Genomic DNA, 14406 nt, shown 5'->3' on the forward strand with positions numbered 1-14406 from the left:
GCGCGACCGCGCCGCCCCCCCTCCCGCCCCGCGGTTACCTGCGTCCTCGGGCGGGCGGCCGCGCCCCCGTCCGCGGCCAGCACGACCAGCCGCTCCCCCTCGGGTACGACCAGGACGGCCTCGCCGGCGCGGGCGGCGGCGGACTCCACGGTCTCGCCGAGCGCGCCCAGCGGATCCCCGGCCGCGGCGGTGCCCTGCGCCCGGGCGGCGGCCGGGCCGGGCACCGACTCGGCGACGATCATCCGGAACGGCGCGTCGAGCAGCCCGCCGTACAGGTCCCCGGCGACGGCCCGGGCGTGGTCGGGCTCGGCGGCGAGCAGCATGCGCAGCACCGCCGCGCCGACCCGCTGCTCGGCCGCGTGCAGGGAGCGGGAGCGTTCGGTGGTGAGGGTGAGCAGGGCGATGGCGGAGTGGACGGCGTAGCGCTCGGCGGTGCCGAGGGCGGCGGCGGTGCCCACGGCGAGGGCGGCGCGGGGCCGCCGTCCGGTGCCCAGCGAGTGCAGTTCGACCCGGTCCTCGTGGTCCGGGCCGCCGACCACGGACGACGCCGGGGCGGGCCGGTCGCGCAGCCGCTCCACGTCCGCGGTGAGCCGTGCGGCGCGTCGCCCGGCCCACTCCGGTGCGGCGGCGACGACGGCGCCCGAGGCGTCGTACAGCGCGGCCCATCCGTCGACCTGGGCGGCGAGGGCGCCGAGCAGTCCCTCGGGCCCGGAGCCGAGCGCCTGCCGGGTCAGCTCGCGCTGGGCGGCGAAGCCGGCGGTGACCGCGCGGTACTGGTCGGCGGCGATGGCGGCGGAGACGGCCTTGCTGATGGCGAGGAAGGGGGTACGGCGCGGCACTTCGAGCAGCGGCAGCCCCTCGGCGGCGCACGCCTCGACCAGCGCCCCCGGAATCTCCTCGTAATTCACCCCCACGGCGAACCCGAGCCCCACGACCCCCGCCCCGACGAGCCGCTTCACATACCGGCGCATCACCTCGGGGTCCTCCGCGTCCAGCTTCAGCGCGGTGATCAGCAGCAGCTCGCCGCCCTCCATGTACGGCACGGGGTCGGCCAGCTCGCTGACGTGCGCCCAGCGGACGGGCACGTCGAGCCGGTCCTCGCCCGCGCGCACGGTCAGCTTGAGCGCGGAGTGGTGGACGAGGGAGGCGAGCGTCAGGGGCATGGGGCCTTCACGGTGAGGAGATCCGGTGATCGTTGCGATCTATTGGCCGTCACGTATGAACAACCTAAGCCGATTCTGCCTCACCGTACGATCCCGGGCCGCCACCTCACCCCCGCAGATCCACCAGCAACGGCGGCGCGTGCTCCCCCTGCACGGTGGTCAACGACAACACGGCATGCCCGGCGGGAACGCCATGCGCCAACTCGGAAGCAGACCACCGCTCCCGCTCGACCTGCCGAACGGTGACGGCCTCCGTGGTCACCGCCTTGCCGGTCACCAGCTTGCGCAGGGCGTGGATCGCGCGGGTCATCGGCTGGTCCGCGAAGACGGTGTGCCGGGCGATGTCCCGGGTCTCCACCCACTGGGTCCCCCAGGCATCCGCGAACCTGCTGCCGTCCCATGTGGTGACCCCGGAGAACGCCATACGACAGCCGACGGCCGCGTACAGCGGCCCGTGCAGCGCCTCGGGTACGTCGCCGACCGTGCGCAGGGCGAGCACCACGCCCGCGTTCCGGGAGCGCAGCCGCTGGATGCGGCGGACCGACTCGGTCGTCACCGCGCCGGTGGCGTCGTCCAGGACGAGGCATGCGAAATGCTCCCGTTCGCCTGCCGTCGCGACGGACCCGAACTGTGCGAGCACCAGGCGGGTGACGATCCGGGACGCCTCTTCGTGGCCGCGTTCGGGCAGGTCGATACGGACCCGCAGCGGATGGTGGGCGATGGCACGCAGGGAGAACGGCCGGGGGCTGCCGCCGTCCGCGCCGAAGAACTCGGCGAACGCCGGACGGTCCAGCACGGCGAGCCGGTCGGCCAGGACGGGGCCGGGATCGCCCGCGCTGCCCGCCTGCCGCGCACGCGCATCCAGCTCGCGGCGCATCGCCGCATGCTCCGGCCCCTCCAGCGCCGTGTGCAGCGCGGCCAGCGCCACGGGCTCCCCGTCCAGGAGTTCGCGCAGCACGGGCAGCGTCGGAAAACGTCCGTACGCCGCCCGGTAGGGGCCGAGAAGCTGGGCGAGTGCGGTGGCCGCCCGCTGCCCGCTCGCCGCGTCCAGGTCGCCGGCCAGCCCCTCGGCCAGGAAGGCGGCCGCCTCGTCCGGGTCGTCGGATTCCGCGTACGGGTCGAGGTCGTGCACGGACGCGGGGTCACCGAGGCGTACGACGACGTCATAGGCGGAGTCCGGCCCGAGCGGAGTACCCGCCGCGCAGACCGCGACGACGGCGCACCGCCCGGCGAGCGCCTGTAGTCCGAGCGACTCCACGACGGGCCGGATCAGGTGGTGCGTCTTGCCGGAGCCCGAGGGCCCGACGGCCAGCAGTGACGTGCCGAGGGTCTCCGGTGCCAGCGCGGCCCCGGCACCGCCGTAGGCGGGCGGAGTGCGATCCCCCGCCACCCACTGTCCGATGCGCACCTGTCCGGCGAGCAGATCGTGCCGGGCGGCCCGGCCCGGCAGATCGCGCACACCGGAGGGATGCGTCCAGGCGGCGGCACCCTCACGCACCACCGTGTCGGTGAAGGAGGCGAGCCGAGCCCTCGCACGGCTCACGGTCCACATGTGGCCGATCCGGACGCAGTCCACGTCGTTCATCCGGCCGGCGTGCACCTCGGCGGCGAGCACGTCCGCCGCCTGATGCTGACCGGCCTCCCGCAGTTCGGGCCACTGCGACGGCCGCCGCTCGACGGACGACGTGGGGGCGGTCTGGGCCGTCTTCGCCCGTTCCCGGGCGGCGAGCGCCTCCTTGGCAAGGGGCCACCAGCCGCCGAGCCGGGCGAACGGCCACAGCACCAGCAGCGTGACGAGCAGGTACAACCCGTCCGTGAGCAGTTGCGAGCCGAACACGGCATAGCCGCCGGTGACCAGGACGACAAGCGAGAAGACCGGGTCCTGGACGGGCAGCGCGTCCCAGCCGAGACCGAACGCGCTGGGGAAGACGAAGGCCAGTGCGACCAGTGCACCGAGGGTGGCGAGGAGGGCCCGAGCGGGTTGCTCACGGCGGGCGACCAGGTGCCGGATGATGTCGGACCAGCTGCCCAGACGCGCCATGGCGTAGACGAGGAGGGCGAAGACCACGCCGTCGGCGACCGTGATGGCCTCGGCGCCCTGGTAGGTCTTGGGTGTCGTCGTGCCGCCCCACCACCAGTCGTCCGGGGTGAGCAGCTTGAGGATGGTCCACTGGTAGGGGATGCTGCCGTGCCGCCACAGGGACCACAGGAGCAGGCCCGCCACCAGGGGGACGACGAAGCCGACGATGGTCACGGGGGCCAGGCGCTGTCCCTGCGACGCGGCCTTGGCCTGACGGTAGCCGTAGCGCCAGATGCCGGGCTCGGCGGACGGGCGCGGCGCGTCGAGCCAGTCGGCGACCGCCGGGCGGGGATGTGGTGGATGCGAGGGGCGGGGGGTCTGGGCGGCCAAGGGCGGCATGTCCGGTGCCCTCGTCGGCCGTGGCGGCACCGCAGGGGCTTCCCGTGGGGGTGTTGGGTGGGGTAGGGGGGTTGGATGGGTGCCGCGTGGGTCGCGGGTGTTGTTGCTGTCCATCCGTCTGCCCCCTGACCAGCCGGTCCGTCCGTCATCAGCCATCAGCGAGCCAATCTAACGCCCCGACAAGGGGAGTTCACCGCTTACACGGCCGACAGGCGCCGCCGGGCGAGTGGTGTGCGGGCCCACGACTATGTCCACGGCGGACAAGCCGGGTCTCCGACAACGCCCACATGGAGCATGCCCAGCCTCCACCCCCGGCCCTAGCCTGCGAAGAAAGAGTAGGTAAGCGTCCGAAAAACGCACCCCGTACCGCCGCCCGAAAGATCATCAGGGAGCCCCCATGACCGCACTTCCGCAGGAGCGCCGCGTCGTCACCGCCATCCCCGGCCCGAAGTCGCAGGAGCTGCAGGCCCGCCGCACCGCCGCGGTCGCGCAGGGCGTGGGCTCGGTGCTGCCGGTGTTCACCACGCGCGCGGGCGGCGGCATCATCGAGGACGTCGACGGCAACCGCCTCATCGACTTCGGTTCCGGCATCGCCGTGACCAGCGTCGGCGCCTCCGCCGAGGCCGTCGTACGGCGTGCCTCCGCCCAGCTCGCCGACTTCACCCACACCTGTTTCATGGTCACCCCGTACGAGGGGTACGTGGAGGTCGCCGAGGCGCTGGCCGAGCTGACCCCGGGTGACCACGCCAAGAAGTCCGCGCTGTTCAACAGCGGTGCCGAGGCCGTCGAGAACGCCGTGAAGATCGCGCGTGCGTACACCAAGCGGCAGGCCGTGGTGGTGTTCGACCACGGCTACCACGGGCGCACCAACCTCACCATGGCGCTCACCGCGAAGAACATGCCGTACAAGCACGGCTTCGGGCCGTTCGCGCCCGAGGTGTACCGCGTGCCGGTGGCGTACGGCTACCGCTGGCCGACCGGTGCGGAGAACGCCGGCCCCGAGGCCGCCGCGCAGGCCATCGACCAGATCACCAAGCAGGTCGGCGCGGACAACGTCGCCGCGATCATCATCGAGCCGGTGCTGGGCGAGGGCGGCTTCATCGAGCCGGCCAAGGGCTTCCTCCCGGCGATCCGCCAGTTCGCCGCGGACAACGGGATCGTCTTCGTCGCGGACGAGATCCAGTCCGGCTTCTGCCGCACCGGCCAGTGGTTCGCCTGCGAGGACGAGGGCATCGTCCCGGACCTCATCACCACCGCCAAGGGCATCGCCGGTGGTCTGCCGCTCGCCGCCGTCACCGGCCGCGCGGAGATCATGGACGCCGCGCACGCCGGCGGGCTCGGCGGTACCTACGGCGGCAACCCGGTCGCCTGCGCCGGTGCGCTCGGTGCCATCGAGACCATGAAGGAGCTCGACCTCAACGGCAAGGCCAAGCGCATCGAGGAGATCATGAAGGGCCGCCTCGCCGCCATGGCCGAGAAGTTCGACATCATCGGTGACATCCGCGGGCGCGGCGCGATGATCGCGATCGAGCTGGTCAAGGACCGCACCACCAAGCAGCCCAACCCGGAGGCCACCGCCGCGCTGGCCAAGGCCTGCCACGCCGAGGGCCTGCTGGTCCTGACCTGTGGCACCTACGGCAACGTGCTGCGCTTCCTGCCCCCGCTGGTCATCGGCGAGGACCTGCTGAACGAGGGTCTCGACATCATCGAGCAGGCGTTCGCGGCCGTCTGAGCAGTTCCTGAGCGTCTGCGGCAGGGCGTGTGAAGAAGGTGTGCGAGGTGGATGACGTAAGGCCGATCCGTCTGCCCAAGCGCCACCGCCTGCCGTAGGTTCTCTCGGGATGAGAGATACACCCCGCCCACAGGGGACTGTGGGCGGTCTCAGGCCGAGGCCTCCCCAGCTTCGACCTGGCCGTGCCCTCGCGCACACGACCGGGGCCTGACGGCTCCGGGATCTCCTCACCGATCGGACGGTCGCCGCCCCAAACCCCCCGGGGCGCGCGACGTTCCGGTCCGGACGGCCGCCTCGGAACCATCCCCCCTGTTCCGGGGCGGCCGACCTCCTTCCCCCGCTCCCTCTCCTGGGACACCGCACCTGCGAAGCTGGGCCCGTGTCGTCCCGTCGCCCGTTCCGCCCGGCCCTTCTCCTCGCCGTCCCGGCCGTTCTCTTCGCCGTGATCACCTGGCAGGTGGCCGGTCACGGCCCGCTGCTGCGGCTGGACTCCCGGCTCAGCCGGGCCCTCGTCCATCCGGACCGCCTCTCCCAGCTGCTCTCCGACCTCGGCGACATCCAGGTCGCCGTCCCGGTGCTCGCGCTCGTCATCGGGTACGCCCTGTGGCGGGGCCGGGCCACCGGGGCCGCCCGCTGGTGGGTGCCGCCGCTCGGCGCCGCCGTGCTGATGGCGGTCGTACCGGCGATCGTCGTGCCGCTGAAGGACTGGACCGCCCGGCCGGGAACCCCCGTGGTGCCCCCGGCCGTCGGCTACTACCCCTCCGGCCATACGGCGACCGCGGCCGTCGCCTACGGCTCGGCGGTCCTGCTGCTGCTCCCCCGGCTGCGCTCCCCGGCCGCCCGCCGAGGCCTGGTCGCCGGCTGCGCGCTCCTGGTGCTCGGGGTGTCGTACGGCCTGGTCCGGCACGGCTACCACTGGCCGCTGGACGTGGTGGCCAGCTGGTGTCTGTGCACCGTGCTGCTGGCCGCGCTCGCCCTGGTGATCAGCCGGAGTACGCGTCGAACGACTTCTGGAGCCGTCGAGGGCGGGGAATGCAAGCGGCGGCCCTCCGAGGCCGCCTAGTCGCGCTCGCCCCGCGGTTCGGCCTGACCCGCCGCGGCCTCGTGCATCGCCAGCTCCAGCAGCGCCGGATCGGTCAGCGTGCCCGAGCCGTCCGGCGGCACCAGCCAGCGCACCCCCCGGGTGGCCCGGCCCGGGTACGGTACGACGATCCAGGTGCCCGGCCCGGCGGTCCGGACACCGGTGCCGAGCCAGCGGGCCGCGGTGCCCGGCGGCACGAAGAACCCGACCCGGTTGTCGCCGAAGTCGACGAGCACCGGGCCGGGCCGGTCGAGGACGCGGGTGAGCACGTCCAGGGTCGGATAGCCGAGGTCGCCCGGCAGGATCAGCACGTCCCAGGCCTGGCCGGCGGGCAGCAGCGCGACCCCGAGCGGGTTGCGCTCCCATTCCCAGCGGCAGGCGTCGGGATCCGGCGCGACCGATGCCAGCCACTCGACCGCCGTCTTCGCCCCACTCATCGAAGGCCTCCCTCTCGCTCCTTCCCGCGCCCGGCCGTCGGGCCCGGGGTGTCGGGAGGAGAGAGGGAGGCCGCTCGTGGAGCATTACGCGACTTCCGCGCGCCGGGAGGTGTGAGCTGGGTCACACATCCGTGACCGGCTTCAGCTGTCGAAGCCCAGGCCCAGCCGGTCCATGGTCCGCAGCCACAGATTGCGCCGGCCGCCGTGGGCGTCCGCGCGGGCCAGGGACCACTTGGTGAGGGCGATCCCGGTCCAGGCGAACGGCTCCGGCGGGAACGGCAGCGGCTTCTTGCGGACCATCTCCAGCCGGGTCCGCTCGGTGTCCTCGCCGTCCAGCAGGTCCAGCATCACATCGGCGCCGAAGCGGGTGGCGCCGACCCCGAGGCCGGTGTAGCCCGCCCCGTACGTCACCCGGCCCTGGTGCGCGGTGCCGAAGAACGCCGAGAACCGCGAGCAGGTGTCGATCGCGCCGCCCCAGGCGTGGGTGAAGCGGACGCCCTCCAGCTGCGGGAAGCAGGTGAAGAAGTGCCCGGCGAGCTTGGCGTACGTCTCCGGGCGGTCGTCGTACTCCGCCCGCACCCGGCCGCCGTAGTGGTGGATGGCGTCGTAGCCGCCCCACAGGACACGGTTGTCGGCGGACAGCCGGAAGTAGTGGAACTGGTTGGCCGAGTCGCCGAGGCCCTGCCGGTTCTTCCAGCCGACCGCCGCCAGCTGGCCGGCGGTGAGCGGCTCGGTCATCAGCGCGTAGTCGTAGACCGGGACGGTGTAGGAGCGGACCCGGCGCAGCAGGCTGGGGAAGATGTTCGTGGCGAGCACGACCTTGCGGGCGCGCACCGAGCCGTACGGGGTGGTGACGGCCATCCCGGCGCCGTACTGCTTCAGGGTCAGGGCCGGGGTGTGCTCGTGGATCCGCACGCCGAGCCGGAGACAGGCCCGCTTCAGGCCCCAGGCCAGCTTCGCCGGGTGCAGCATGGCCACGCCCCGGCGGTCCCACAGGCCCGCCTCGAAGGTGGGCGAGTTCACCTGTTCACGCACGGCGTCGGCGTCCAGGAACTCGACGCCGTCCGCGAGGCCCCGCTGCTCCAGCTCCCGGTGCCAGTCGCGCAGCTCCCAGGCCTGGTAGGTCTCGGTCGCGACGTCGATCTCGCCGGTGCGCTCGAAGTCGCAGTCGATGCCGTGCCGGGCGACGGCCGCCTCGATCTCGTCGAGGTTGCGCCGGCCCAGCTCCTCCAGCCGGTGGATCTCGTCCGGCCAGCGGGCCAGGCCGTTGGCCAGCCCGTGGGTGAGGGAGGCGGCGCAGAAGCCGCCGTTGCGGCCGGAGGCGGCCCAGCCCACCTCGCGGCCTTCCAGCAGGACCACATCCCGCTGCGGGTCGCGCTCCTTGGCGTTGAGCGCGGCCCACAGTCCGCTGTACCCACCGCCGACGACCAGCAGGTCGCAGGTCTCGGCGGTGGTCAGCGCGGGCTCGGGGTGGGGCTTGCCAGGGTCTTCCAGCCAGTACGGGACCGGCTGGGCTTCGGAGAGAGAGGCGATCCAGTTGTCTTGGCCACGGCTCATGGCGCTTGGGGCCATGATTTCAACTCCCTACAGAGGAATCCCCGAAAAGGCTTATGCCTTTTGCTTGCTACGGCGGTTGGTGATGAGCATCGAGGTCAGTGTGATGAGCACCGCGACGAGGAACATGGCCGTGCCGATCACATTGATCTGGACCGGTGTTCCGCGCTGCGCCGAACCCCAGACGAACATGGGAAAGGTGACCGTCGAGCCGGCGTTGAAATTGGTGATGATGAAATCGTCGAAGGAGAGCGCGAAGGACAGCAGCGCGCCCGCGGCGATTCCGGGTGCCGCGATCGGCAGGGTGACCCGCAGGAAGGTCTGCACGGGCCCGGCGTACAGGTCCCGGGCGGCCTCCTCCAGGCGCGGGTCCATCGACATCACGCGCGCCTTGACCGCGGTGACGACGAAGCTCAGACAGAACATGATGTGGGCGATGAGGATCGTCCAGAAGCCCAACTGGGCCCCCATGTTGAGGAACAGGGTGAGCAGCGAGGCGGCCATGACGACCTCGGGCATCGCCATCGGCAGGAAGATCAGCGAGTTCACCGCGCCGCGCGCGCGGAAGCGGTAGCGGACCAGCGCGAAGGCGATCATCGTGCCGAGGGCGGTCGCGCCGACCGTCGCCCAGACCGCGATCTGGAGGCTGAGGGACAGCGAGCCGCACATGTCGGCGACGCCGCACGGCTGTTTCCAGGCGTCCAGGGAGAACTGCTGCCAGGCGTAGTTGAAGCGCCCCTTCGGTTTGTTGAAGGAGAACACCGTCACGATGACGTTGGGCAGCAGGAGATACGCGAGCGTGAGAAGTCCCGCGATGACGACGAGACGGCGCTTGAACCAGTTGACGAAGGGCATTTAGACCAGGTCCTCCGTCCCCGACCGGCGGATGTAGATCGTGACCATGGCCAGGATCGCGGCCATGAGGATGAAGGAGAGGGCGGCCGCCGTCGGATAGTCCAGAATGCGCAGGAACTGCGTCTGGATGACATTGCCGATCATGCGGGTGTCGGTGGAGCCGAGCAGTTCCGCGTTGACGTAGTCACCGGCTGCCGGGATGAAGGTCAGCAGCGTGCCGGAGACCACGCCGGGCATCGACAGCGGGAAGGTCACCTTGCGGAAGGTGGTCCAGGGCCGCGCGTACAGGTCGCCGGCGGCCTCGTGCAGCCGTCCGTCGATCCGCTCCAGCGAGGTGTACAGCGGCAGGATCATGAACGGCAGGAAGTTGTACGTCAGTCCGCACACCACCGCCAGCGGGGTGGCGAGGACGCGGTCACCGGCCGTCCAGCCGAGCCAGTTGGTCAGGTCCAGGATGTGCGCCGCGTTCAGGGCGTGCACGACCGGGCCGTTGTCGGCGAGGATCGTCTTCCAGGCGAGGGTGCGGATCAGGAAGCTGGTGAAGAACGGCGCGATCACCAGGACCATGATCAGGTTGCGCCAGCGGCCCGCACGGAAGGCGATCAGATAGGCCAGCGGATAGCCGAGCAGCAGGCACAGCAGGGTCGACGCGGCCGCGTAGAGGACGGACCGCAGGAACTGCGGCCAGTACTCGGACAGGGCGTCCCAGTAGGTTGCGAAGTGCCAGGTGACCTTGTAGCCGGTCTCCAGCGAGCCGGTCTGCACGGAGGTGGAGGCCTGGTAGATCATCGGCAGCGCGAAGAACACGACCAGCCAGAGCATGCCGGGCAGCAGCAGCCAGTACGGCGTCCAGCGGCCGCGCTTGCGCGGTGGCTTGCGCTTCGGCTCGGCGGGGGCGAGCGGCGGTGGCGCCTCGGTGAGGGTCGACATCAGGCGGCCGCCTCTTCCTCGGTGCCCGCGGAGCCCACCGTCCCATCGAGAACGGACTGGGCGGCGTCGAGGCCGAAGGTGTGCGCCGGGTTCCAGTGCAGGACGACCTCGGCGCCGGGCACCAGCCGGCCGTCCCGCTCGACGTTCTGGACGTAGACCGCCAGCTCGTCGCAGACCGGGCTGTCGATGACGTACTGGGTGGAGACGCCGATGAAACTGGCGTCGGCGATCCTGCCGGTCAGGCGGTTGCGCCCCGCGGGGATCGAGCCCGCGTCGTCGGCGTGCGTGAGCGCGATCTTCTCGGGGCGGATGCCGACCAGGACCTTGCCGCCGGTCCGGGCCGGCGCGGAACAGCGCGCCGCGGGCAGCACCAGCTTGCCATCGGCCGCCTTGAGCACGATGTCGTCGCCGCTCTTGGTGTCGACCTCGGCCTCGATGAGGTTGGAGGTGCCGAGGAAGTTCGCGACGAACGTCGACTGCGGGTTCTCGTAGAGGTCGTCGGGCGAGCCGAGCTGCTCGACGCGGCCGGCGTTCATCACGGCGACCGTGTCGGCCATCGTCATGGCCTCCTCCTGGTCGTGCGTGACATGGATGAAGGTGATGCCGACCTCGGTCTGGATGCGCTTCAGCTCCAGCTGCATCTGGCGGCGCAGCTTGAGGTCCAGGGCGCCGAGCGGCTCGTCGAGGAGGAGCACCTTGGGGTGGTTGATGAGCGCGCGGGCCACGGCGACGCGCTGCTGCTGGCCGCCGGAGAGCTGGTGCGGCTTCTTGCGCGCCTGCTCGCCGAGCTGGACCAGCTCCAGCATCTCCTCGACCTGCTTCTTCACGCTCTTGATGCCGCGCCGGCGCAGACCGAAGGCGACGTTCTCGAAGATGTCGAGGTGCGGGAAGAGGGCGTAGGACTGGAAGACGGTGTTGACCGGCCGTTTGTACGGCGGCAGGTGGGTGACGTCCTGGTCGCCGAGGCGCACGGTGCCGCCGCTGGGCTCCTCCAGGCCCGCGATCATGCGCAGGGTGGTGGTCTTGCCGCAGCCGGAGGCGCCGAGCAGGGCGAAGAAGGAGCCCTGCGGCACGGTCAGGTCCAGAGGGTGTACGGCGGTGAAGGCGCCGTACGTCTTGGTGATCCCGGAGAGGCGGACGTCGCCGCTGTTGTCTGGTGTCGTCATCGTCGTCACGCCCCTGTGAGCTTCGAGAACTTCTGCTGGTAGGTCGTCTCTTCCTTCGCGCTCAGGGAGCGGAAGGCGTGGGACTTCGCCTGCATGGCCTTGTCGGGGAGGATCAGCGGGTTGTTCGCCGCCTCCTTGTCGATTTTCGCGAGATAGGGCTTCACTCCCGCGACGGGGCTCACGTAGTTGATGTAGGCGGCCAGCTCGGCGGCGGGCTCGGGCTCGTAGAAGTAGTCGATGAGCCGCTCGGCGTTCGTCTTGTGACGCGCCTTGTTAGGGATGAGCATGTTGTCGGTCGACGTCATGTAGCCGCTGTCGGGGAGGACGTAGCCGATGTCCGGGCTGTCGGCCTGGAGCTGGACGATGTCGCCGCCCCAGGCGATGCAGGCGGCGAAGTCGCCCTTGCTGAGGTCGGACGTGTAGTCGTTGCCGGTGAAGCGGCGGATCTGGCCCTTGTCGACGGCCTTCTGGAGACGGGCGGTCACCCTGTCGTAGTCGTCGGCGGTGAACTTCGCCGGGTCGATGCCCATGTCGAGCATGGTCATGCCGATGCTGTCGCGCATCTCGGTGAGGAAGCCGACGCGCCCCTTGAGCCTGGGGTTGTCGAGGAGGTCGGAGACCGACTTCACCTCGATGCCGTCGAGCGCCTTCTTGTTGTAGGCGATGACGGTGGAGATGCCCTGCCAGGGGTACGAGTACGCCCTGCCCGGGTCCCAGTCGGGCGCGCGGAACTGGTCGGACAGGTTCGCGAAGGCGTGCGGCAGGTTGGCGGGGTCCAGTTTCTGGACGTACCCCAGCCGGATCATGCGCGCGGCCAGCCAGTCGGTGAGGACGACCAGGTCGCGGCCGGTGTCCTGGCCGGCGGCGAGTTCCGGCTGGATCTTGCCGAAGAACTCGTCGTTGTCGTTGATGTCCTCGGTGTACTTGACCTGGATGCCGGTCCGCCGGGCGAACGCGTCGAGCGTGGGGTGGTGCTTGCCCTTGTCGTCCACGTCGATGTACTCGGGCCAGTTGGAGAAGTCGACGACCTTCTCCTTGGCCGAGTGGTCGTCGGCGGAGACGCCGCCTTGCGTCTTGGTCGCCGCGGGGATCCCGCAGGCGCTCAGCGCCCCGAGTCCGCCGACCGCGAGCGCGCCGCCCGCGGAGGCGCGCAGCAGCGAGCGGCGGGTCAGGGCGGCCCTGCCGCTCCGCATGCTGCGCCGTATGGCGGCGACTTCGACCGGTGTCAGGCGGTCGGGCTCGTACTGCTCCATGCGCGTGGTGCCCTTTCGGGAGGGTTGGGTGGTCGGCCTGGTCGAGGGCCGGGACGTCACACCCGGCAGCAGCCGGGCCGCTTGCGTTGTCCGGCGCGGACGCCGGACGGCGGCTGCTACCGGTCCCCGAAGATCGTGCGGTGCCAGTCCTTCTCGGCGACCGCCGTATTGTCGAACATTACGTGCTTGACCTGCGTGTACTCCTCGAATGAGTACACCGACATGTCCTTGCCGAAGCCGGACGCCTTGTAGCCGCCGTGCGGCATCTCGCTGATGATCGGGATGTGGTCGTTGATCCACACGCAGCCGGCCCGGAGGTCACGGGTGGCGCGGTTGGCGCGGTAGACGTTGCCGGTCCACGCGGAGGCGGCGAGGCCGTACGGGGTGTCGTTGGCCAGCCGGATGCCCTCATCATCACTGTCGAACGGGAGGACGACCAGTACCGGGCCGAAGATCTCGGACTGGACGATCTCGCTGTCCTGGGCCGCGTCGGCGATCAGGGTGGGCCGGTAGTAGGCGCCCCGCTCCAGCTCGCCCTTCGGCGCCTCTCCGCCGGTCACCACGCGCGCGTAGGCGCGTGCCCGGTCCACGAAAGCGGCGACCCGGTCCCGCTGGGCGTGCGAGACGAGCGGCCCGAGGTCGGTGCCGGGGGCGAAGGGGTCGCCGAGCCGTACGGTCTCCATCAGTGCGGCGGTCCGCTCGACGAAGGCGTCGTAGAGCGGTCGCTGGACGTACGCGCGCGTGGCGGCCGTGCAGTCCTGCCCGCTGTTGATGAGCGCCCCCGCGACCGCGCCGTGCACGGCCGCCGTCAGGTCGGCGTCGTCGAAGACGACGAACGGCGCCTTGCCGCCCAGCTCCAGATGGAGCCGCTTGACGGTGGCGGTGGCGACCTCGGCGACCCGCTTGCCGATCGCGGTGGAGCCGGTGAAGGAGGTCATGGCCACGTCCGGGTGGCCGACGAGATGCTCGCCCGCCTCCCGGCCGGTGCCGGTGACGATGTTGATCACCCCGTCGGGGATCCCGGCCTCGGTCGCGGCCTGCGCGAACAGCAGCGAGGTGAGCGGGGTCAGCTCGGCGGGCTTCAGTACGACCGTGTTGCCTGCGGCGATCGCCGGGAGGATCTTCCAGGCAGCCATCTGGAGCGGGTAGTTCCAGGGCGCGATGGAGCCGACGACGCCGATCGGCTCGCGCCGGACGTACGAGGTGTGGTCGCCGGAGTACTCACCGGCCGACTGCCCCGCCAGATGCCGGGCGGCGCCCGCGAAGAAGGCGGTGTTGTCCACGGTGCCTGGCACGTCGAACTCGCGGGTGAGCTTGAGCGGCTTGCCGCACTGGAGGGACTCCGCGCGCGCCAGCTGCTCGGCACGGCCGGCGTCGGCGAGCACGGCGGCGAACCGGTGCAGGGCCTCCGAGCGCTCGGCCGGGGTGGCCGAGGACCAGCCCGGGAAGGCCTCCCGGGCGGCGGCGACGGCCGCGTCGACGTCGTCGGTGCCGGCCAGCTCGTAGGTGTACACCTCGGCGCCGGTGGCCGGGTCGACCACGGCGTGGTGACGGCCCGAGGTGCCCTTCGTCAGCCGGCCCGCGATGAACTGCGCGCCGTCGGCGAATGTGTCCTCGGCGGGAAATCGGTCCGGGGTGGCGGTGCCCGGGTTGTGCATGTCGCTCTCCTCCGCCGTACGCCCCGTGACGGGGGTGGGTGGCGTAGCTCCAGCTCGATTTGAGTGCCGATCCTGACAGAGCACTAGGACTGCAACAAGTGATTCCGTTGTTGCCTTTTGGTTACGCAACGGAATCTGTCGACCAGGTGTCGAGTCGC

The 14406-nt window shown here is 71.2% G+C and carries 11 protein-coding genes; 2 read left to right on the forward strand and 9 right to left on the reverse strand.

Going from position 1 to position 14406, the window contains the following annotated elements:
• Together ACFVIU_RS00345 and ACFVIU_RS00350 are read right to left on the reverse strand one after the other, a co-directional pair.
• On the reverse strand, positions 1-1163 hold a 1163-nt coding region (locus tag ACFVIU_RS00345; protein ID WP_385839651.1), incomplete at its 3' end, for a PucR family transcriptional regulator ligand-binding domain-containing protein.
• Positions 1164-1269: 106 nt separating this feature from the next.
• Positions 1270-3696, reverse strand: a complete 2427-nt coding sequence (locus ACFVIU_RS00350; RefSeq protein WP_385839652.1) for an ATP/GTP-binding protein — start codon at positions 3694-3696, stop codon at positions 1270-1272.
• Positions 3697-3979: 283 nt separating this feature from the next.
• On the opposite strand from ACFVIU_RS00350, the gene gabT reads away from it, so the two are divergent.
• Together gabT and ACFVIU_RS00360 are read left to right on the forward strand one after the other, a co-directional pair.
• Positions 3980-5314 carry a 4-aminobutyrate--2-oxoglutarate transaminase gene (gabT, locus tag ACFVIU_RS00355; protein ID WP_385839653.1) on the forward strand — a complete coding sequence of 445 codons (1335 nt, stop codon included), beginning with the start codon at positions 3980-3982 and terminating at the stop codon, positions 5312-5314.
• 379 nt (positions 5315-5693) lie between these two features.
• On the forward strand, positions 5694-6377 hold the full coding sequence (locus tag ACFVIU_RS00360) for a phosphatase PAP2 family protein (RefSeq protein ID WP_385839654.1): 684 nt from the start codon (positions 5694-5696) through the stop codon (positions 6375-6377).
• Here ACFVIU_RS00360 and ACFVIU_RS00365 read toward each other — a convergent pair.
• The 7 genes from ACFVIU_RS00365 to ACFVIU_RS00395 all read right to left on the reverse strand — a co-directional run bounded on the left by ACFVIU_RS00365 (position 6374) and on the right by ACFVIU_RS00395 (position 14248).
• On the reverse strand, positions 6374-6832 hold the full coding sequence (locus ACFVIU_RS00365) for a hypothetical protein (RefSeq protein WP_385839655.1): 459 nt from the start codon (positions 6830-6832) through the stop codon (positions 6374-6376). The genes ACFVIU_RS00360 and ACFVIU_RS00365 overlap by 4 nt on opposite strands.
• A 141-nt stretch (positions 6833-6973) precedes the next feature.
• On the reverse strand, positions 6974-8404 hold the full coding sequence (locus ACFVIU_RS00370; protein WP_385839656.1) for an NAD(P)/FAD-dependent oxidoreductase: 1431 nt from the start codon (positions 8402-8404) through the stop codon (positions 6974-6976).
• Positions 8405-8440: 36 nt separating this feature from the next.
• The gene (locus ACFVIU_RS00375; RefSeq protein WP_385839657.1) at positions 8441-9241 is read right to left on the reverse strand and encodes an ABC transporter permease; all 801 of its coding nucleotides are present in this window, start codon (positions 9239-9241) and stop codon (positions 8441-8443) included.
• Positions 9242-10171, reverse strand: a complete 930-nt coding sequence (locus ACFVIU_RS00380; protein ID WP_385839659.1) for an ABC transporter permease — start codon at positions 10169-10171, stop codon at positions 9242-9244.
• Complete coding sequence (locus tag ACFVIU_RS00385; RefSeq protein ID WP_385839660.1) at positions 10171-11337, reverse strand: ABC transporter ATP-binding protein; 1167 nt, start codon at positions 11335-11337, stop codon at positions 10171-10173. The genes ACFVIU_RS00380 and ACFVIU_RS00385 overlap by 1 nt, the downstream gene beginning before the upstream one ends.
• Positions 11338-11342: 5 nt before the next feature.
• Entirely contained in the window at positions 11343-12590 is a 1248-nt protein-coding gene (locus tag ACFVIU_RS00390) for a spermidine/putrescine ABC transporter substrate-binding protein (protein ID WP_385839661.1), read from the reverse strand.
• 116 nt (positions 12591-12706) lie between these two features.
• Positions 12707-14248: a gamma-aminobutyraldehyde dehydrogenase gene (locus ACFVIU_RS00395; RefSeq protein WP_385839662.1), complete on the reverse strand. Its 1542-nt coding sequence runs from the start codon at positions 14246-14248 to the stop codon at positions 12707-12709.
• Positions 14249-14406 lie beyond the last annotated feature (158 nt).

The organism is Streptomyces sp. NPDC127190, assembly GCF_042672505.1.
In the GTDB taxonomy this organism is placed as follows: Bacteria; Actinomycetota; Actinomycetes; order Streptomycetales; family Streptomycetaceae; genus Streptomyces.